This is a genomic window from Nocardioides marmotae, from assembly GCF_013177455.1.
In the GTDB taxonomy this organism is placed as follows: domain Bacteria; phylum Actinomycetota; class Actinomycetes; order Propionibacteriales; family Nocardioidaceae; genus Nocardioides; species Nocardioides marmotae.
Window position 1 is genome coordinate 2,319,931 of record NZ_CP053660.1, and the last position, 19,374, is coordinate 2,339,304.

A 19,374-nucleotide genomic window follows, 5' to 3' on the forward strand; every position below is an offset into this window, starting at 1 on the left:
ACCGGAGTGGGGGGCGCGCACGGTCGGTCCCGCCAGACTGACCTCGGGCGATCGCGCGCGCATCACCCAGAATGGACGGAACCGTCGGCGCGCCCGCTCAGCCCTGCGGCTTGACCAGCGGGAACAGGATCGTGTCGCGGATGCTGAGGCCGGTGAGGTTCATGACCAGCCGGTCGATGCCGAGCCCCATGCCGCCGGTGGGCGGCATGCCGTGCTCGAGGGCCCGCAGGAAGTCCTCGTCGACCTGCATCGCCTCCGGGTCGCCCGCGGCGGCCAGCAGCGACTGGGCGACCAGGCGCTCGCGCTGGTCGACGGGGTCGATGAGCTCGGAGTACGCCGTCCCCTGCTCGGCCCCGAACATCACCAGGTCCCACTTCTCCGTCAGCCGCGGGTCGTGCCGGTGCGGCCGGGTGAGCGGGGCGTTCTCCTTGGGGAAGTCGGTGTAGAAGACCGGCGTGGTGGTCCGGCCCTCGCACAGCTCGCTGTAGATCTCCTCCAGCACGACGCCCCAGGACGGGTCCAGCTCGAGCTCGATCCCGATCCGGTCGGCGTGGCGCACCAGCGTGCTCAGCGGAGTCTCGGTGGTGACCTCCTCGCCGAGCGCCTCGGAGACCGCCTGGCACACGGTCCTGACCGGCCACTCCCCCGACAGGTCGTGCTCGACGAGCCGGCCGTCGGCGTCGTGACGGCGGGCGACCGGCGCGCCGTACACGGCGGTCGCCGCCTCCTGGACGATCTCCTGGGTCAGCACCCGCATCGAGTCGTAGTCGCCGTAGGTCCGGTAGACCTCCAGCGAGGTGAACTCCGGGTTGTGCTTGAAGTCGGCGCCCTCGTTGCGGAACTGGCGGCCGATCTCGAAGACCCGCTCCATCCCGCCCACCACCAGGCGCTTGAGGTGCAGCTCGGTGGCGATCCGCAGGTAGAGGTCCAGGTCGTAGGCGTTGATGTGGGTCTCGAAGGGCCGGGCGTTGGCGCCGCCGTGGACGGTCTGCAGGACCGGGGTCTCCACCTCGGTGAACCCCCGCGCGTGCAGGGAGTCGCGGACGCTGCGGACCACCGCGGCCCGCTGGTAGGCGGTGGTGCGCGCCTCGGGCCGCACGATGAGGTCGACGTACCGCATCCGCACGCGGGCGTCGGGGTCGGTGAGCCCCTCGTGCTTGTCCGGCAGCGGACGCAGCGCCTTGCTGGTGAGCACCACCGCCTCCGCACGGACGGTCAGCTCCCCCGCCCGCGTGGTGATCACCGTCCCGGTCACCCCGACGTGGTCGCCCAGGTCGACGCGGTGCTCCCAGAAGTCGAGGTCGGCCGGCGCCACGTGCGCGGCGTCGACCATCACCTGCAGGTCCCCGCTCCCGTCGCGGAGGGTGGCGAAGCCGAGCCGGCCCATGTCGCGCTTGAGCAGCACCCGGCCGACGACGCTGACCCTGGTGCCGGTCTCGGTGTCGGGCGCGAGGTCGTCGGGCACCAGCCCGCGGACCTCGGCGAGGGTGTGGGTCCGCGGGGCGGAGACCGGGTAGGGGTCGATCCCGGCGGCCCGGATCGCGTCGAGCTTCGCGCGCCGCACCCGCACCTGCTCGGGGAGGTGGTCGGGCGAGACCGCCTCGGCGACGAGGTCGGGCGGCGGCGGGACGAGGGCCAGGACGGCCTCGGCGCGATCGGCACCCGAGGTGCGCAGGCCGTCCTCGTGCCCGTGGCGGCGCAGCCGGCCGATGGAGGGCGCGGTGAGGAAGCCCTCCGCACTGCCCGCGGCCATCCCGACCCGCGGCAGGTCCGAGGCGTACTCGTAGGCGAGGTAGCGCGGCCGCCACTCGGGGAGGTACTTGGCGTTGGAGCGGTAGAGCGACTCCAGCTGCCAGGTCCGGCTGGCCAGCACCAGGCCCTGGCGCCAGAGCCGGGCGACCGGCAGCGCGCCGAGCTCGGCTCCACGCTCGAAGGCCTCGCGGAACATCGCGAAGTTCAGCGACACCGGCCCGACCCCGAAGGCCGCGGCGTGGTCGGCCAGGCTGGCGACCATCAGCTCGACCAGGCCGTTGTCGGCGGTCGGGTCGCGGCGCATCAGGTCCAGGGAGAGCCCGGTGCGGCCCCACGGCACGAAGCTGAGGAAGCCGCGCAGCTCGCCGTCCGCGTCGTGCGCGGCGACCAGCACGCAGGCGCGGTCGAGCGGGTCGGCGAGCCGGCCCAGCGCCATCGAGAAGCCGCGCTCGTCCCCGCCGTCGCCGCGCCACGACGCGGCCGCGGCGTCGAGGGTCGCGAAGTCGGCCTCGGTCAGGCTCGCGTGGCGCACCACCCGGGTCGTGTAGCCCCGGCGGCGCAGGCGGGAGACCGACTGGCGCACCGAGCGCATGCCGGGACCGTGCAGGGAGAAGCCGCCCAGGTCGACGATCGCCTCGTCGCCGAGGTCGATGAGCGAGAGGCCGGCGTCGGCGTACGCCAGCGCGCCCTCGTGGCCGGCACCCATCACCGCCAGCGACCAGCCGTTGGCGCGGGCGCGGTCGCGCCAGCGCTCGATGGCCGCCGGCCACCAGTCCGGGTCGCCCACGGGGTTGCCGCTGGCCAGGCTGACCGAGCCGACCACCCGGTAGGACACGCCGGCCCGGGCGGTCTCCGGCGCCCCGGTGTCCCAGACCACCGCCTTGTCCCGCCGGGTGGCGAAGTACCCCAACGAGTCGTGGTCACCGAAGTCGCGGAGCAGCGCCCGGACGCGGGCCTCGTCGGCCACCCCGAGGGTGCGGGTGTCGCGGGGCGCGCGGAAGAGCACCGTCGCGGCGCCGAGCACCACCACGGCGCCGACCAGCCCGATGACCAGGCGCACCCACCACGGCGCCGAGGCCGCGGTCTCCGGCCCGATCCGCCCGAGGTCGAGCAGGATCATGTGCAGGACGTAGCTCAGCGACGTCGGGTAGTCCGGGGAGCGGCCGAAGCCGCTGACGAGCGCGGCGCCCCCGGCCACCGTCGCCAGGCCGCCGCCGAGGAAGACCGCGAGGGCGGTCGCCAGGTCGCCGGGGGCGCGGCGGGCCACGAACTGGTCCCGGACCCGGACCGCCAGCACCATGGCCAACCCGACCACGACGAGGCCGATCGCCGCGAGCACGACGTGCTCGCCGGCCCCGAGCATGACGACGCGACCGAGCTCGGAGGCGCCCAGCCACCAGACCATCACCACCCACCACGCGGCGCGCAGGCGGCGACGGAGCGCGACGGCGGTGACGAGCAGGAGCGCGGCGTAGACCAGGCTCGGCACGACGGGGATCGTCAGCAGCGAGACCGGGTCGGTCTCCCGGGAGAAGTACCGGTGCCAGGGCGGCACCAGCGCCACGACCACGACCAGGCCGGCGAAGCCGAACAGGACGCCGGCGAACCGGTCGGGCCAGCGGTCGTCGGCCGGCAGGTGCAGGCGGGGGCGACGGTCCGCGAGGGTCCCGTGGCGCTCGTGGCGCTCGTGGTGGGGCTGCTGCGTCGGGTAGGAGGTCGGGTGCTCGCTCGGCGGGTCGGTCGTCTGGTCGGTCATCGGGGTGCTCCCTGCGGCTCGGTGGTGCCGGCTGCCTGGGCGCCGAGGACCCCCAGGCAGCCGAGCCAGGCGCTGACGGCCAGCACGTCGACGCGCTGGCTGACGCCGGAGACCCGCCGGCGCTCGGCGTGGGAGCGGGTCGCTCCGTGGACCAGCCCGCTGCCGACCCCCACGAGGAGCGTCCAGCCGGCGGCACGGTGGAACCAGCGCGGTCCGCGGCGCCGGGTCGTGGCCCAGGCGGCGCCGACCCCGACGTACGCCGCGGACTCGGCGAGCAGGCTGGCCGCGTCGTGGAGGTCGCTGCGGGGGCGCAGGTCGACGACGCCCCAGGCGAGGCCCGGACCGCACGGGGTCGGGACCACCCCCGCCGCGGCCGCGGCGACGGCGAAGACCGCGGTCGCCCCCGTGACGACCTCGCGGCCGACGCCGGGCGGGAGGGCGGACCGCACGGGCGGCAGGAGCGGGAGCACCGCCGCGGCGCAGCCGACCTCAGCCGCGCGGTAGAACCACGCCCACCGCTCCCCCGGCGCAGCCAGCTCGCTGACCGCGTGGTCCAGGCTCGAGGGGCCGCGGCGCACCAGGTCGACCACGAAGGTGGCGTAGGACAGGCCGGCCCCCGCCCCCAGGAGGGCCGGTCGGAGCGCCGGGCGCCCGGAGCCGCTCATGCCCCGACCCCGGGCCGGACCACGGACGGGCGGGCGGTCGCCCAGTCCCGGGCCTCCGGGCTCGAGAGCGCCAGCAGCACGATGATGCTGCCGCCGGCGGCGAGCAGCTCCCCCAGCCCGACGGGGGGCCGGTGGCCGACGACCGAGACGACCATCGTGGTCACGGCCGCCACCGAGCAGCCGCCCACGAGCACCAGGCGGGCCCAGTTCCGCGCCGCCAGCACGGCGACCGCGAGCACGGCCTCCGCGACCGCGAGCACCGCGACGAGGACCGCCGGCGCCGAGCCGGACTCCCGGGCGGCGTACACCACCGCGCCCACGCCGTACGCCGCCGACCGGGCCAGGGCCACCCCGACGCCGACGAGGACCGACTCCGGGGCGTCGCCCACCCGGGCCCGGCGCGCGGCCAGGTGGGCGCCGCCCGCGAGGTGCGCGCCCTCGCGCGGAGGGGCCGCGCGGACGTCGAGGATCGGCAGGTCGCCGTCGGTGCGGATCCGGTCGCCGCCGCCGTTGCGGTGGTGGTAGCCGGAGGAGAAGTTCTCGATCACGCGGACCTCCGCGCCGGGGACCGCCGCGCAGACCGAGGCGACGACGAAGTCGCGCTCGACGTCGATGTCCTCCTCGATGCGGTGGGTCACCTGGAGGGTGAACAGCGAGAGCCCGACGCCGCGGTCGAAGGTGGCCGCTCCCAGCCAGTCGGTCCGGAAGCCGCCCGGCAGCAGCCAGCCGTCCGGGCAGCGCCAGACCCGGATGTGGTGGCGGCGCAGCGCCGTGCCGGCGACCTCCTGCTCGTAGGCGAAGTCCTGGCGGCGGTCGAAGAGGTGGAGCGGGCTGATCGGGGCCGCGGGGTAGCTGCGCCGTTGCAGGACGCTGCGCACGATGCCGGCCGCGCTGCTCATGCCGACCTCGTCGGCCAGCGTCCAGCCGGCCCGGGTCAGCGCCCCGTGCACCTGGCCCGCGTCCCCGACGAACCCGAGGTTGACCGGGTCCCCGAGGAGCCCGGCGCTGGTCCGCGTGCGGCCGACGAAGTAGCCCGGCAGGTAGATCGCGGTGAGGATCCGGTGCACGCGTGGGAGGACCAGGTAGCTGAAGAAGACCCAGAAGACGAGGAGCAGCAGCGTCGGCCACCCGGGGCGCACCCCGTCGCGCAGCAGCACGTAGGCGAACCAGGCGCCGGCGACCCCCGAGAACGCGAAGAACCCGCCGTCGAGCACGCGGCCCCACGAGCGCTCCTGGTCCTCCGTCGTCCCGAGCGACACCTGGTCAGTGTGCCCCACGTCACATGAGCGGCCGGTCCGGCGGCTAGCGTGACCGGATGCTGCTCGGGCTGCTGGCCGCCGCCGGGGCCGCGCTCTGCTACGGCGTGAGCTCGGTCCTCGAGGCCGTCGCCGCGCGCCGCGCGGAGGCCGCCGAGGGCCTCGACCCGCGGCTGCTGGTGCGCCTGCTGCGCTCGGGGACGTACGTCGCCGGCGTGGCCGTCGACGGGCTCGGGTTCGTGCTGAGCCTGGTCGCGGTCCGCAGCCTGCCGCTCTTCGTGGTGCAGGCGATCGTGGCCGGGTTCCTCGCGGTCACCGCGATCCTGGGCGCGGTGTTCCTGCGGATGCCGCTGACCCGGGCCGACCGCCTCGGGATCGCGGTCGTGGTCGGCGGGCTCGCGCTGGTGGGCGCCTCGGCCACCGAGGACCGCAGCGTCGACGTCAGCGACCTCGAGCAGTGGGGCGTGCTGGTCGCCGCCGTCGTGCTGGGCCTCGCCGCGGTGCCCCTGGCCCGGCTGCGCGGGGCGAGCGGGGCCCGTGCCCTCGGCGCCGTGGCGGGGCTCGCCTTCGGCGCCACCGCCGTGGCCTCGCGCATGCTCCCCGGTGACCTGTCCCCCGACCACGTCCTCGACGAGGTCGGCCCTCTGCTGCGCAGCCCGGCGACGTACGCGCTGGCCGTGGCGGGGGTGGTCGCCCTGCTGACGTACTCCACCGCCCTCCAGCGCGGCAGCGTCACCGCCGCCACCGCTCCGCTGGTCGTCGGGGAGACCGTGGCGCCCGCGCTGGTGGGCCTGCTCCTGCTCGGCGACCAGACCCGCCCCGGATGGGGCCCGCTCGCCCTCCTCGGGTTCGTCCTGGCGGTCGCCGGCGCCGTCAGCCTGGCCCGCCACGGCGACGTGCAGCCCGCCACCCCGGCCACCCCGGCCTGACGCGGGCGGCTCACTCATTGTGGGTGATGCCCCCATCCGGGGCCCGCGCCTAGCGTCGAGCACCTGTCCGTCGACGGAGGGCGTGGGCATGGCTACTCGCGAGGACGGCCAGACCGTTCCCTCGCCCGGTCCGGCCCCGCCCCGTGCGGCCCTGAGCTGGACGTCGATGGCCTTCCTCATCGCGACCGCGGTCGCGAGCGTCCGGGGCCTGCCGGCCATGGCGGCGTACGACTGGGCCTCGATCTTCCTCTACGCCCTGCCCGCGATCGTGTTCATGGTCCCGGTGGCGCTGGTGGCCGCCGAGCTGGCCAGCGGGTGGTCCGGCGGCGTGTTCGTCTGGGTCGAGGAGGCCTTCGGCGACCGGATCGGCTTCTTCGCGATCTGGCAGCAGGTCATGCAGAACGTCGCGTGGTTCCCCGCGCAGCTGGCGTTCTTCGCCTCCGCCCTCGCCTACGTCCTCGACCCGCGCCTGGCGAGCTCGGGGCTCTTCACCGGCCTGGTGATCCTGGTCGTCTACTGGTTCGCGACGCTCATCGCCGCCCGCGGCGTCGAGGCGTTCGCGAAGGTCGCGACCTGGGGGTTCCTGGCCGGCACGATCGTGCCGGCGGGCGCCCTCGTCGTGCTCGCCGTCCTCTTCTGGCGCGAGGGCGGCACCTCCCACCTGCCGCCGGTCGCCGATGCCGACTGGTTCCCGCGGTTCACCGGCCTGGCCAGCATCGTGCTGGTCGTCAGCAACGTCCTCTCCTACGCCGGCATGGAGATGAACGCCGTGCACGTGACCGCGATGCGCCGGCCCTCGGTGGAGTTCCCCCGGGCCGTCCTGCTCTCGGTGGTGCTGATCCTCTTCGTGTTCATCCTGCCGACCCTGTCGATCGCGGTCGCCGTGCCGGGCTCGAGCATCAACCTGACCCAGGGCACGCTCCAGGCCTTCGATGTGTTCTTCGACCACCTCGGGATGCCGTGGGGCTCCACGGTCATGGCGCTGCTGATCGTCGTCGGGGTGCTGGCCTCGGTGGTCACCTGGATCCCCGGCCCGACCAAGGGCCTGCTCATCGTGGGCCGGCAGGGCTACCTGCCCCCGATCCTGCAGGGCACCAACAGCCGGGGCATGCACGTGCCGCTCCTGGTCGCCCAGGGCCTGGCGGTCACCGCGCTGGCCGTGCTGTTCGCCGTGCTGCCCTCGGTGCAGTCGGTGTTCTGGATCTTCACCACGATGGCCCTCCAGCTCTACCTGATGATGTACATGGTGATGTTCCTGGCCGCGATGCGGCTGCGGCGCACCCACCCCGACGTCCCGCGGGGGTTCCGGACGCCGGCGATGCCGCTGGTGGGGTGCGTGGGCTTCCTGGCCAGCCTGGCCGCCTTCCTCCTCGGCTTCGTCGAGCCGTCGGGGAACGCCGGTACGACGCGTCCCTGGGTCTTCGCGCTGATCCTCCTGGCCGGCATCGTCGCCCTCGGGATCTGGCCGCTCGTCCTCTACCGGCTGCGCAAGCCCGGGTGGCGGCTCGAGCCGCCGCCCCCGCCCACCCTCGCCGACGGCGCGCCGGGCCGGGATGACCTTCGGCCCTGACGTGGCCACGGCGCCTCGGTCGAGCCTGGACCGGTTCGCGACTGGGCACGACGTCGGAAGGGGGACCAGGTGGCCGGACCCGGGGCAGCTGCGTCGAGCGAGGTCGACCGCGGCGATGACGACGCGGCGTACTGGGCCTCCCCCGCCTCCGCCGTGCTCGCGGGCCTGCGGACGAGCGCGGCCGGCCTGAGCGATGACGAGGCGGCGCGGCGGCTGGCGGCGTCCGGCCCGAACCGGATCTCCGACCAGCGCTCCACCGGGATCTGGGCCGAGCTGCTCCGGCAGTTCCGGCAGCCGGTGATCCTCGTCCTGCTGGCGGCGACCGGGCTCTCGCTGCTGCTCGGGGACCGGATCGACGCGGTCATCATCCTCGCGATCGTCGTGCTGAGCGGGCTGCTCGGGTTCTGGCAGGAGCACCGGGCCGGGGTGACGGTCGCCCGCCTGCTGGACCAGGTCCAGATCGAGATCGAGGTACGGCGCGGGGGGCAGGTGACCTCGGTGGCCCCCGAGCAGGTCGTCCCCGGCGACGTGGTCGTCCTGCACGCGGGCGACGTGGTGCCCTGCGACTGCCGCGTCCTGACCGCGGACTCCCTGCAGCTCGACGAGTCGGCCCTGACCGGCGAGACCTACCCGCGCCACAAGAGCGCGGACCCGGCGCCCGCCGACGCCCCGCTGGCCGAGCGGTCCGGCGCCCTGTTCCAGGGCAGCCACGTGGTGAGCGGCCGGGGCGAGGCCGTCGCGGTCGCCACCGGCCGATCGACCGAGCTGGGGCACATGTCCCGGGCGCTCGTCGCCGCGCCGCCGTCGACGAGCTTCGAGGCGGGCACCGCGCGCTTCGGGCTGATGCTGGCGCGGGTGACGGCGCTGCTGACCGCGATGATCCTGCTGATCAACGTCGTGCTCGGCCGGCCCTTCATCGACGCGGTGCTCTTCTCCCTCGCGCTCGCCGTCGGGGTCACCCCGCAGATGCTCCCGACGATCGTCGCGGTGAGCCTGTCCAGCGGGGCGCGGCGGATGGCCCGGGCGCAGGTGATCGTGCGCCGCCTCGATGCCATCGAGGACCTCGGCAGCATGGACGTGCTGTGCACCGACAAGACCGGCACCCTCACCGAGGGGACCATCACCCTGCTCGCCGCGACCGGCCTCGAGGGCGAGGAGAGCGCGGTGACCGCCGACCGCGCAGCGGTCAACGCGGCCCTGCAGACCGGGTACACCAATCCGCTGGACCAGGCGATCCTGCGCAGCCACCGGCCCGACGGCGCCTGGCAGGCCGTCGCCGAGGTCCCCTTCGACTTCGAGCGCAAGCGGCTCTCGGTGCTCGCCGACGGCCCGGACGGGCGCGTGCTCATCACCAAGGGCGCCTTCCCCACGGTGACCGCGGTCGTCACCGAGGCGGTCACCGGCGAGGGGACCCGGCCCTGGGAGGAGGTCCGGCACGCCTACGACGAGCGGTTCCGCTCCTTGGGCGCCCAGGGCTACCGGGTGGTCGCCGTCGCCGAGCGCCCGGCGCCCGAGCAGACCCGCGTCGGCGCCGAGGACGAGCGGGGCATGACCCTCCTCGGCCTGCTCGTCTTCGAGGACCCGCCGAAGGCCGGCCTGGACGCCACCGTCGCGAGGCTCACCGCCCAGGGCATCCGGCTGTGCATGCTGACCGGCGACAACCGGCTCGCCGCCCTCCACGTCGCGCACTGGTTCACCGACGGCGAACCCCGGGTGATGACCGGGCGCGAGGTCGACACCCTCGACGACCCCCAGCTCGCGGCGGTCGCCGCCGACGTCGACGCCTTCGCCGAGCTGACCCCGAGCCAGAAGGAGCGCATCGTCGGCGCGGTGCGCGCCTCGGGGTCGGTGGTCGGCTACCTCGGCGACGGGATCAACGACGCCGCCCCGCTCCGGGCCGCCGACGTCGGCATCTCCGTCGACACCGCGGTCGACGTCGCCAAGAGCGCCGCCTCGATGGTGCTGCTGGACAAGGACCTCGGCGTGGTCGTGGACGGTGTGCGCCTGGGCCGGCAGACCTTCGCCAACACGATCAAGTACGTCTACACGACGATCAGCGCCAACTTCGGCAACACCGTCAGCATGGCCGCCGCGTCGACGTTCCTGCCTTTCCTGCCCCTGCTCCCCCGGCAGATCCTGCTGCTGAACTTCCTCTCCGACCTGCCCAGCGTGACCATCGCCGCCGATCGGGTCGACCCGGAGGTCGTCGACCGCCCGCGGCGGTGGGACCTGGACGAGGTCCGCAGCTTCATGGTCGTCTTCGGGCTGCTCAGCAGCGCCTTCGACCTGCTGACCTTCGCCATCCTGATCGGGGTCTTCGACGCGGGCGCCACGCTCTTCCAGAGCGGCTGGTTCATCGGCTCCACCCTCACCGAGCTCGCCGTCCTCTTCGTGCTGCGGACCCGGCGGCTGGCCTACCGCAGCCGCCCCGGCCGGGCGCTGCTGGTCACCTCGGTCGTCGTCGGCCTGGTCACCGTGGTGCTGCCGTTCCTGCCGCACGTCGCCGACGCGCTCGGCCTGACCGGCCCACCCGTGCTGCTCCTGCTCACCCTGGTCGCGATCACCGGCGGGTACGTCGTGGCCGCCGAGGCCACCAAGCGGGTCTTCTACCGCCGGCTGGGCCGCCCGGGAGCCGCCTCGGGTCCCGCGGCCGGCGACGGCATGCGTCACCACCACCGCCTGGCCCGCCTCGCGAGCGAGCACGGGCACCGCGTCGCCGCCGACGTCGCCGATGCCCCGGCAGGCAGCGCAGAGCCCGGTGCGCCCGCGCCGTCGGGCTAGCGCTCCCCGGCCGAGCCCGCCGGCGGGCCGGACAGGCGGCACCCCGCGCCCTCGAGGGCGGGACGCGCCAGCGCCGTGTACTGCCCGAGCGCGCCCCGGTGCCGGACCACCGGCGGCGTCCAGCCCTCGCGCCGGCTCCGCCAGGCGCGCTCCACCTCCTCGGCGGTGGCGCGCCGCCCGGCGAGCCCGACGACCGCGAGCGAGCGCCGGGGGATGTCGATCTCGACCAGGTCGCCGTCCTCGAGGAAGGCCAGCGGCCCGCCGTCGATGGCCTCGGGGTGGGCGTAGCCGATGCACGGCCCCCGGCTGGCGCCGGAGAAGCGGCCGTCGGTGACCAGGGCCGTGGTGGCGGCCAGCACGGGGTTGGAGGCGATCAGCTCGGAGAGGAAGAACATCTCCGGCATCCCGGTGGCCCGCGGGCCCTGGTAGCGCACGACCACGACGTCGCCGGGCTGGATGCTCTCGGTGACGGTGGCCTCGATCGCGTCCTCCTCGCGGTCGAAGACCCGCGCCGGACCGGTGTGGGTGAGCATCGACTCAGCGACCGCGTGGGACTTCACGATCGCCCCGTCGGCGAGGTTGCCGGCCAGCAGGACGGTGGAGCCGGAGGCGTAGACCGGGTCGTCGATCGGGTGGATCACCTGCTGGGCGCGCAGCTGGTAGTTGCCGAGGAACATCTCGGCCTGGCGCTGCAGGTGCTTGCCGACCAGGCGCTCGAGGTTCTCCCCCACCGTGGCGCCGCTGACCGTGAGGGCGTCGAGGTGGAGCCGGTCGCCGAGCTCGGTCATCAGGCGCGGTACGCCGCCGGCGTACCAGAACAGCTCGGTGGGGTAGCGCCCGGCGGTCTTGGCGTCGACGAGCACCGGGGTGCGCCGGTGGATCTCGTCGAAGTCCTCCGCGGTGATCTGCACCCCGGCCTCGTCGGCGATCGCGATCAGGTGCATCACCGCGTTGAGCGACCCGCCGATGGCCGCGTGGACGGTGATCGCGTTCTCGAACGCCTCGCGGGTCAGGATCGTCCGGGCGGTGATGCCGTCCTTCAGCAGCCCGACCACGCGCTCGCCGGCGGCGCGCGCCATCCGGCGCAGCTCGGCCATCGTCGCGGGGATCAGCGCGCCCCAGGGCAGCGCCAGGCCGAGCGCCTCGCTCATCACCTGCATGGTCGCGGCGGTCCCCATGTACTGGCAGGCACCGCAGCCGGGGCACGCGAAGCGCTGGAAGGCCTGGAACTCCTCGAGCGAGAGCTTCCCGCGGTCGACCTCCATCTTCATGCTCCACAGCTCCTCGTTGGAGCGCATCTGCGGCCCCGAGACCATGGCGCCACCGGGGACGTGCACGGCAGGCAGGTCGAGGCGCGCGATCGCGAGCAGGTGGGCGGGCACCGCCTTGTCCCCCGAGGAGGAGAGCACCACCGCGTCGAACGGCGTGGCGTGGGCGTGGATCTCGACCATGTTCGCGATGAACTCGCGCGAGGCGAGGGGGTACTTCATGCCGTCGTGCGCCTGGGCGACGCCGTCGCAGATGTCGGTGGTGGTGTACTCGGCCGGCTTCGCGCCGGCCTGCAGCACGCCCTTGGCGGCCTCGGTGCCGAGGTCGGCGAGGTGGTAGGAGCTCGGGTGCGACTGGCCAGCGGCGGTCTCGACGAGCACCTGGGCCCGCGACAGGTCGGCCACCGACCAGTCCATCGAGAGCCGCAGCGCGTCGCCCTCGAAGCTGAACTGGCGCACCCGCTGGCTGGCCAGCCCGCCGTCGTCCGGCGTCGCCCCGGGGGTGGAGCGGTGACCCAGCGGCGCGCTCATCGGGCCACCTCCGCGGCGCGGCGGGCCACCGTCGTACGCCGCAGCACCCGGCCGGGCCGGGCGCCGGTGAGCCGGCCGTCCTCGACGACCGACGTGCCGTTGACGAGGACCTGGACGATCCCGACCGGAGCCTGCGTGGGCTCGGTGAACGTCGCCCGGTCGACCACCGTGGCGGGGTCGAGGAGCACGAGGTCGGCCACGGCGCCGGGGCGCACCACGCCCCGGTCGGGCAGCTGCAGCCGCTCCGCCACCGCTCCGGTCATCTTGTGCACCGCCGCGGGCAGGGAGAGGAGCCCCTGCTCGCGCACGTAGCGGCCGAGCACCCGGGGGAAGGTGCCGAACCCCCGGGGATGTGGCTTGAGGCCCCCTTGGTCCAGGGGCACCGCGGAGCCGTCGGACCCGACGAGGGAGAGCCGGTGGGCCAGGAAGGTCGTCATGTCGTCCTCCGTGCGATAGAAGAGCACCACCTGGACGCTGTTGCCGTGCGCCAGGCAGAGATCGAGGGTGAGGGTCACCGGGTCGACGCCCTCGAGGTGGGCCGCCTCCTCCAGCGAGCGGCCCACGAGGTGGTCGTGGCCCGGGCCGGCGCGGCTGATGAGCACCCGGTCCCAGAACCACGGGATGCCGTCCATCCAGCCCGCGGCCAGGTCGCGCTCGGCGCGGGCCCGGGTGTCGGGGTCGGCCAGCAGTCGGCGCAGGCCCTCGGTGCCGCCGGCCTGCACCCACGGCGGGAGGTACTGCGTCAGCGACGAGGCGGAGGCGTCGTACGGGTAGACGTCGAAGCCCACGTCGAGCCCCGCCGCCTCGGCGCGCTCGAAGAGGCCGACGACGTCGCCGGCCTGCCCCCACTTGTGGGGCTCGTTGATCGCGGCGTGGGAGAACTGCAGGCGGGCGCCGACGGACCGGCAGGTGTCGATCGCCTCCTCGACCTCGGGGAACCCCTCGGGGGTCGCGGAGGTGCGGGCGTGGGTGGCGTAGAGCGCCCCGTGCTCGGCGACCACGCGGACCAGCTCGCGCACCTCGTCGGTGTCGCCGTAGCCCGACGGGATGTGGGTGAGGCCGGTCGACAGCCCGAACGCGCCCTGCTCGAGGCTCTCGGCCACCAGCCGGCGCATCCGGTCCAGCTCGTCGTCGGTCGGCGGGCGCTGGTCGACCCCCATGACGGCCACGCGCACGGTGCCGTGCCCGACCAGCGGGGCGACGTTCAGCGTCGGGGGGTCCTGCTCGAGCTTCGCGGCGTAGCCGTCGAGGTCGCGCCAGGTCAGCGCCGCGGGCGGGAGGACGTCGTCGCCGATCCGGGCGAGGTGGTCGGAGTGGAGGTCGAGCCGGTCCTCGGCGAGCGGGAAGGCCGAGAACCCGCAGTTGCCCGGGACCTCGGTGGTCACGCCCTGGAGCACCTTGCTCTCCCCCGCCGGGTCGTGGAGCAGGCTGACGTCGGAGTGGGTGTGGATGTCGATGAATCCCGGGCAGAGCACGAGGCCCTCCGCCTCGACGACCCGCCGGGCGGTCTGCCCCGCCAGGTCGCCGACCGCGACCACGCGGTCCCCCGCGATCGCGACGTCCGCGACGTAGGCCTCACGGCCGGTCCCGTCGACGACCGTCGCCCCGCGCACGAGCACGTCTGCGTCCATCACTTCTCCTCGGGTGGGGGCGCGGCTCAGCCGGCCGGCCAGACGATGTCGCGGTCCAGCGGGTAGAGCGGTCGGTCGACCCGACGGAACGGCAGCCGCTCGAGGCGCGAGTCCGAGGGGCCGCGGGTGTCGACGTCGAGGCACTCGCGGGCGAGCGGCTCGAAGAAGGCGCGGTAGCCGCCGGCCGACTTGGTGACGACCGCGTGGGCCTGCCGGGGGTCGAGGCCCACGCGGGTGTAGAGCTGGTGGTCGAGCTGGCTCGCGGGCCGCTCGGTCACGACGACGTACAGCTCGGTCCCCACGCGCACGACCACGGCGGACCCGAGGTCGGCCGGCGCCGGCGGGTAGAGCGACTGGAAGCGCCCGTCGGTGACCGTGACCACGGTCCCGGAGAGCGTGACGGGCTGGTGGAAGTCGGTCGCCAGCGACCCGCCGACACGCAGCTCGACCACGGAGCCGACACCCGCCGCGACGCACTGCCGGGCGGCGTCCGCGTCGGTGACGATGACCTGGGCCCGGCCGGGGAGGCCGCCGGCCTGCTCGAGCCCGATGAGGGCGGCGAGCACCTCCACCCCGTCCCCGGCCGCGCCGGCCGAGACGCTGTCGGCACCGTCACCGAGCACGAAGGGGCCCTGGGCCGGGTCGGGCCGGGTCGCGGAGACCCGGGCGAGCGCGTCGTCGATGGCGACCTTCGGAGCGACCACCCGTTCGCGACGCTCCCAGGCCATAGCGGCCAGCTCGTCGGCGTAGGCCTCGGCGAGGTCGGGGCGCCCGTCGGTGACCACGACCGCCGACCAGCCCAGGCCGGGCACGTCGAGCCACGGCTGGGTCATGAACAGCGAGGCGTCCAGCACCTCCGGCTCGGCCAGCAGGGCCTGCATCCGGGCGATGATCTCGCTGACCGGCGGGTGGTTGGTGTCCTGGCCCTCCGCGGAGGTGATCATCGGGACCCCGCGCCGGGCGAGCACCGGGGTGGCCCCGTCCAGCTGGGCGAGCAGCAGGCGCATCGCCCGCTCGCCGGTGCTGACCATGTCGACGTGGGGCAGCGTGTGGTAGCCGGCGACGAGCGGGGTGGCTGCGGCCATCCGCTCGGTGAAGTGGCAGTGCAGGTCCAGCGAGATCGCGACCGGCACGCCCATGAGGGCGGAGACCGCCTCGACGAGGTCGCCCTCGACGTCGAGCTCGTCCTCGGCGACCATCGCGCCGTGCAGCTGGAGGTAGACCCCGTCGACCGCTCCGCGGTGCGGCGCGAGGCCGGCGAGCAGCCGCTCCCGGAGCGCGGGGTAGACCCCCGCGGCGACCTTCGGGCCGCTCATCGCGCCCGCCGACGTGGTCGGGACGACGTCGTACCCCGCGGCGGTGCAGACGGCGACCGCGCCCGCGATCGAGTCCAGGCCCTGGCCGGCGGTCAGCACCGCGTCGCCCTCGGCGTACGTCGAGGTCTCGAAGGCGGTCAGCGGGGTGACCCCCGGGACGAAGGTGTTCGCCTCGAACATCAGACCGGCGACCGCGATGCGGCCGCGGGGCTGGCGACGAGTGGCGTCGATGGGACCTGACACGTGCCCTCACTTCGGGACGGGGAGCCGGTACTCGTTTCAGTAGTCGAAAGTACCGTACCATTCACGGGAATGGTCGCGGCGCGCCTGCCGCGCCGTCGAGACAGCCACCGAAGGAGATGCCGCATGCACCTCATGCGTGTAGGAGACCCCGGCGCCGAGCGCCCCGTCGTCGTGGAGGCTGGCGTGGCCTACGACCTCCAGCCGATCACCCCGGACATCGACGGCGACTTCCTCGCCGGCGACGGCATCGCCGAGGTGCGGCGCGCGCTCGGCGAGGGCACGCTCCCGCAGGTCGACGTGACCGACCTGCGCCGGGGCGCGCCGATCACCCGTCCGCACGCCGTGTGGTGCATCGGGATGAACTACGCCGCCCACGCCGCGGAGTCCGGCGCGCAGCCGCCCGAGGTGCCGGTCCTGTTCTTCAAGACCCCGAACACCGTGGTCGGGCCCGACGACGACGTCCTCGTCCCGCGCGGGTCGACCAAGACCGACTGGGAGGTGGAGCTCGCCGTCGTCATCGGCAAGCGGGCGCGCTACCTCGAGTCGCCGGCGCAGGCGCGCGAGCACATCGCCGGCTACACGATCTCCAACGACGTCTCCGAGCGGGAGTTCCAGCTCGAGGCCTCGGGCGGGCAGTGGTCGAAGGGCAAGTGCTGCGAGACCTTCAACCCCCTCGGTCCCGCCCTGGTGCCGGCCGACGAGGTCGACGCCGGCAACCTCCGGCTGCGGTCGTGGGTCAACGGCGAGCCCCGCCAGGACTCGACCACCGCCGACCTGATCTTCAGCGTCGACTTCCTGGTCTGGCACCTCTCCCAGGTGGCCGTGCTCGAGCCCGGCGACGTGATCAACACCGGTACGCCGCAGGGCGTCGCCCTCTCCGGGCGGTTCCCCTACCTCCGGGCGGGCGACGTCGTCGAGGTGTCGATCGACGGCCTCGGGGCCCAGCGCCAGACGCTGCGCCAGGCCTGAGCCCCGGACCGCCCCACCCCTGCTCAGAACCAGGTCGTGACCGCTCCCACCACGGCGTCGCGATCGTCGACCAGCGGCACCAGCGGCCACTTGTCGAAGGCCGTGCAGGGGTGGGTCGGCCCCATCCGGAGCACGTCCCCGACCTCGAGCTGTCCGTCGTGACGGAGGAACCCGTGCTGGTCGTTGACGCGGTCGACCACGACCCCGGCCGCGTCGACCGGCTCCCCGTCCCGGCGGACCTCGAGGACCTCGGGCAGCCGGGCGTCGTAGGGGGCGTCACGCTTGCCGAAGGCGGCCAGCGCGAGCCCCGGCTCCGGGATCGAGACGACCGCGGCCCACAGCTCCAGGGCGGGGCGCAGCGCGCCGAGCGGGTGTCCCGCCTCCGGCGCGAGCGGGGGGTACGCCGCGTCGGGGCCGTGGTCGTGGGTGACGGTGCCACCGGAGCGCACCACGACCCGCAGCGGCCGGCTCAGCGCGGGGCGGGGCATGGCCGCGACCCGGTCAGGGAAGACCGATCCCCCGGCGGTCACGACCACCTCCTCGACGTCCGCGAAGAGCCCGTGCGCGTCCAGCGCGGCCGCCGCCTCGGCCAGCCGGGCGAGGTAGCTGTCCACGGGCGCGAGGTGCTCGGCGCCGCGGCCCACCGGGAGGATCCCCTCGAACCCCTCGACCCCGGCGAGCGTGAGCCGCTCGCTCTCGTGCACCACGCGCGCCACGGCCTCCAGGGCGCCGAGCCCGCGGGCACCGGTGCGGCCACCGGGGACGCCGAGCTCGACGAGCACGGGGATCCGTCGTCCGGGCCGCACCCGGGCCAGGTGGGCGTCGAGGAGCCGGGCGCCGGCGACCGAGTCGACCAGCGGCATCACGGTGAGGTCGGGGCGCTGCTCGAGCAGCCTCGCGAGCGCGCGCACGTTCGCGGCGTCCACGACCTGGTGGGCCAGGATGATCCGCTGCACCCCGACCTCGGCCAGGAGCCGCGCCTGGTGCACGGTCGCCACGGTCATGCCCCACGCGCCGGAGTCGAGCTGGAGGCGCACGATCTCCGGAGACAGGTGGGTCTTGGCGTGCGGCGCCTGGGAGACGCCGACCGAGGCGCACCACTGCGCGTGCAGGGCGATGTTGTGGCGCAGGGCGTCGTCGCGCAGGACCATCGCGGGGAGCAGCAGGTCGTCCAGGACCCACCCCTGCGCGCCGACCTCGGCGGCGTCGACCGCGGGGTCGGGGAGGCTGCGGTAGCGGGACGTGGGAACCGTCCGGTCGGACCGATGACCGGGCTCGCAGGCGGCAGGACGTTCTGTTGACGTGGTCATGTCCGCACAGTAGCGTTGCATCTACTGAAACTGGAGTTCTACTCAACAGAACTTCGACAGCACGACGACCTGGGAAGAGGAACCGCAGATGACGATCGCCGCCTGGCCTGCCTCGGAGCGCGCTTGGGAACGCACCAAGGGATCGCTGGCGGGTGGCGTCTCGACCGGCCTCCGCGCGTCGATGAAGCCGCACCCGATCTTCGTCGAGGGCGGCGCGGGCCCCCGGCTCACCGACCTCGACGGCAACAGCTACCTCGACTACGTCCTGGGCTGGGGCCCGGTCATCCTCGGCCACGGACACCCGGGGCTGACCGCCGCCGTCAGCGCCCAGCTGCCGCTGGGGGCGACGTACGGCACCGGGCACCTGCTCGAGGCCGAGGTCGCCGAGAAGGTCCTCGACCGCATCCCCGGCATGGAGCGCGTGCTGTGGAGCAACACCGGCACCGAGGCCACCCAGGTGGCCCTGCGCCTGGCCCGCGGCGTCACCGGCCGCCGACGGTTCATCAAGTTCGGCGGGCACTACCACGGGTGGTCCGACCCGATGCTGGTCGGCTACCGGCCCGGCGCGGACGGCACGCTCGGCCTCGGCAGCCAGGGCCAGAACCCCTCCGCGCTCGAGGACCTGGTGCTGGTCGAGTGGGGTGACCTCGACGCCGTCGCCGAGGCGCTCAAGGCTCCCGACTCCGACATCGCGGCGATCTTCTGCGAGCCCGTGCTCTGCAACTCCGGGGTCATCGAGCCCCCGGAGGGCTTCCTGGCCGGGCTGCGCGAGCTGTGCGACGCCACCGGCACCGTGCTGGTCTTCGACGAGGTCATCACCGGCTTCCGGATCGACCGCGGCGGCGCGGTCACCCGCTACGGCGTGACCCCCGACCTGGTGACCCTGGCCAAGGCGATCGCGGGCGGCTACCCGCTGGCCGCCATCGCCGGCCGCGCGTCGATCCTCGAGCGCACCACCCAGGGCATCGTCCACGCCGGCACCTACAACGGGAACCCCGTCGTGCTGGCCGCGGCCGGTGCCACGCTGGACGCGCTCGACGAGCCCGGGGTGTACGACGCGTTCGAGCGTCAGGGCCGGGCGCTCGCGGACGGGATCCGCGCCGGCTTCGCCCGCCACGGCCTCGCGGTGACCGTGAACCAGGTCGGCCCGGTCGTCCAGTGCATCGCCGGGGTCGCGGACGCCCGCACCTTCACCGACTTCATCGGCGCGGACCAGGAGTTCTACGACCGGCTCACCGTCCAGCTGCTGCGCCGCGGCGTGTTCACCCTCCCCGGTGGCCGGTGGTACCTCTCCACCGCGCACACCGACGCCGACGTCGCCCACACCGTGCAGGTCCTCGACGACGCCCTCGCGGCGACGCTCGCCGAGGGCCCCGGGCCCGTGGCCCGCTGAGCCG

12 protein-coding genes are annotated in these 19,374 nt (G+C 74.5%); 5 read left to right on the forward strand and 7 right to left on the reverse strand.

The genetic code is table 11. From position 1 onward, the window contains the following. Positions 1–97: 97 nt before the first annotated feature. From lysX to HPC71_RS11255, 3 genes are read right to left on the reverse strand one after another with little or no spacing between them, the layout of a single operon-like run. Positions 98–3,508 carry a bifunctional lysylphosphatidylglycerol synthetase/lysine--tRNA ligase LysX gene (lysX, locus tag HPC71_RS11245; RefSeq protein ID WP_154614221.1) on the reverse strand — a complete coding sequence of 1,137 codons (3,411 nt, stop codon included), beginning with the start codon at positions 3,506–3,508 and terminating at the stop codon, positions 98–100. After that, entirely contained in the window at positions 3,505–4,173 is a 669-nt protein-coding gene (locus HPC71_RS11250; protein ID WP_154614220.1) for a DUF998 domain-containing protein, read from the reverse strand. The genes lysX and HPC71_RS11250 overlap by 4 nt, the downstream gene beginning before the upstream one ends. Further along, the gene (locus HPC71_RS11255) at positions 4,170–5,432 is read right to left on the reverse strand and encodes an LssY C-terminal domain-containing protein (RefSeq protein WP_216656395.1); all 1,263 of its coding nucleotides are present in this window, start codon (positions 5,430–5,432) and stop codon (positions 4,170–4,172) included. The genes HPC71_RS11250 and HPC71_RS11255 overlap by 4 nt, the downstream gene beginning before the upstream one ends. Before the next feature lie 56 nt (positions 5,433–5,488). Between HPC71_RS11255 and HPC71_RS11260 the strand changes: the two genes are divergently transcribed. The 3 genes from HPC71_RS11260 (at position 5,489) to mgtA (ending at position 10,709) form a co-directional block, all read left to right on the forward strand. After that, positions 5,489–6,358 carry a hypothetical protein gene (locus HPC71_RS11260; protein ID WP_154614219.1) on the forward strand — a complete coding sequence of 290 codons (870 nt, stop codon included), beginning with the start codon at positions 5,489–5,491 and terminating at the stop codon, positions 6,356–6,358. 88 nt (positions 6,359–6,446) lie between these two features. Continuing rightward, positions 6,447–7,928 carry a glutamate/gamma-aminobutyrate antiporter GadC gene (gene gadC, locus HPC71_RS11265; RefSeq protein WP_154614218.1) on the forward strand — a complete coding sequence of 494 codons (1,482 nt, stop codon included), beginning with the start codon at positions 6,447–6,449 and terminating at the stop codon, positions 7,926–7,928. 69 nt (positions 7,929–7,997) lie between these two features. After that, positions 7,998–10,709: a magnesium-translocating P-type ATPase gene (gene mgtA, locus HPC71_RS11270; protein WP_171896702.1), complete on the forward strand. Its 2,712-nt coding sequence runs from the start codon at positions 7,998–8,000 to the stop codon at positions 10,707–10,709. Here mgtA and ilvD read toward each other — a convergent pair. From ilvD to HPC71_RS11285, 3 genes are read right to left on the reverse strand one after another with little or no spacing between them, the layout of a single operon-like run. After that, positions 10,706–12,508, reverse strand: coding sequence for a dihydroxy-acid dehydratase (ilvD, locus tag HPC71_RS11275; RefSeq protein WP_154614217.1), 1,803 nt, complete (start codon positions 12,506–12,508; stop codon positions 10,706–10,708). The two genes, mgtA and ilvD, sit on opposite strands and share 4 nt — an antisense overlap. Next, a complete protein-coding gene (locus HPC71_RS11280; RefSeq protein ID WP_154614216.1) occupies positions 12,505–14,139 on the reverse strand; it encodes an N-acyl-D-amino-acid deacylase family protein in 1,635 nt (544 codons plus the stop codon). Before HPC71_RS11280 ends, ilvD begins: the two co-directional genes overlap by 4 nt. A gap of 26 nt (positions 14,140–14,165) precedes the next feature. Then, a complete protein-coding gene (locus HPC71_RS11285; RefSeq protein ID WP_154614215.1) occupies positions 14,166–15,698 on the reverse strand; it encodes a M81 family metallopeptidase in 1,533 nt (510 codons plus the stop codon). A gap of 123 nt (positions 15,699–15,821) precedes the next feature. Here HPC71_RS11285 and HPC71_RS11290 point away from each other — a divergent pair, with 123 nt between their 5' ends. Continuing rightward, positions 15,822–16,667, forward strand: a complete 846-nt coding sequence (locus tag HPC71_RS11290) for a fumarylacetoacetate hydrolase family protein (RefSeq protein WP_154614214.1) — start codon at positions 15,822–15,824, stop codon at positions 16,665–16,667. Between the two features lie 23 nt (positions 16,668–16,690). On the opposite strand, the gene HPC71_RS11295 is transcribed toward HPC71_RS11290, so the two are convergent. Next, entirely contained in the window at positions 16,691–17,977 is a 1,287-nt protein-coding gene (locus tag HPC71_RS11295) for an alanine racemase (protein ID WP_171896703.1), read from the reverse strand. Between the two features lie 88 nt (positions 17,978–18,065). On the opposite strand from HPC71_RS11295, the gene HPC71_RS11300 reads away from it, so the two are divergent. Next, positions 18,066–19,370, forward strand: coding sequence for an aspartate aminotransferase family protein (locus HPC71_RS11300; protein WP_154614212.1), 1,305 nt, complete (start codon positions 18,066–18,068; stop codon positions 19,368–19,370). Positions 19,371–19,374 lie beyond the last annotated feature (4 nt).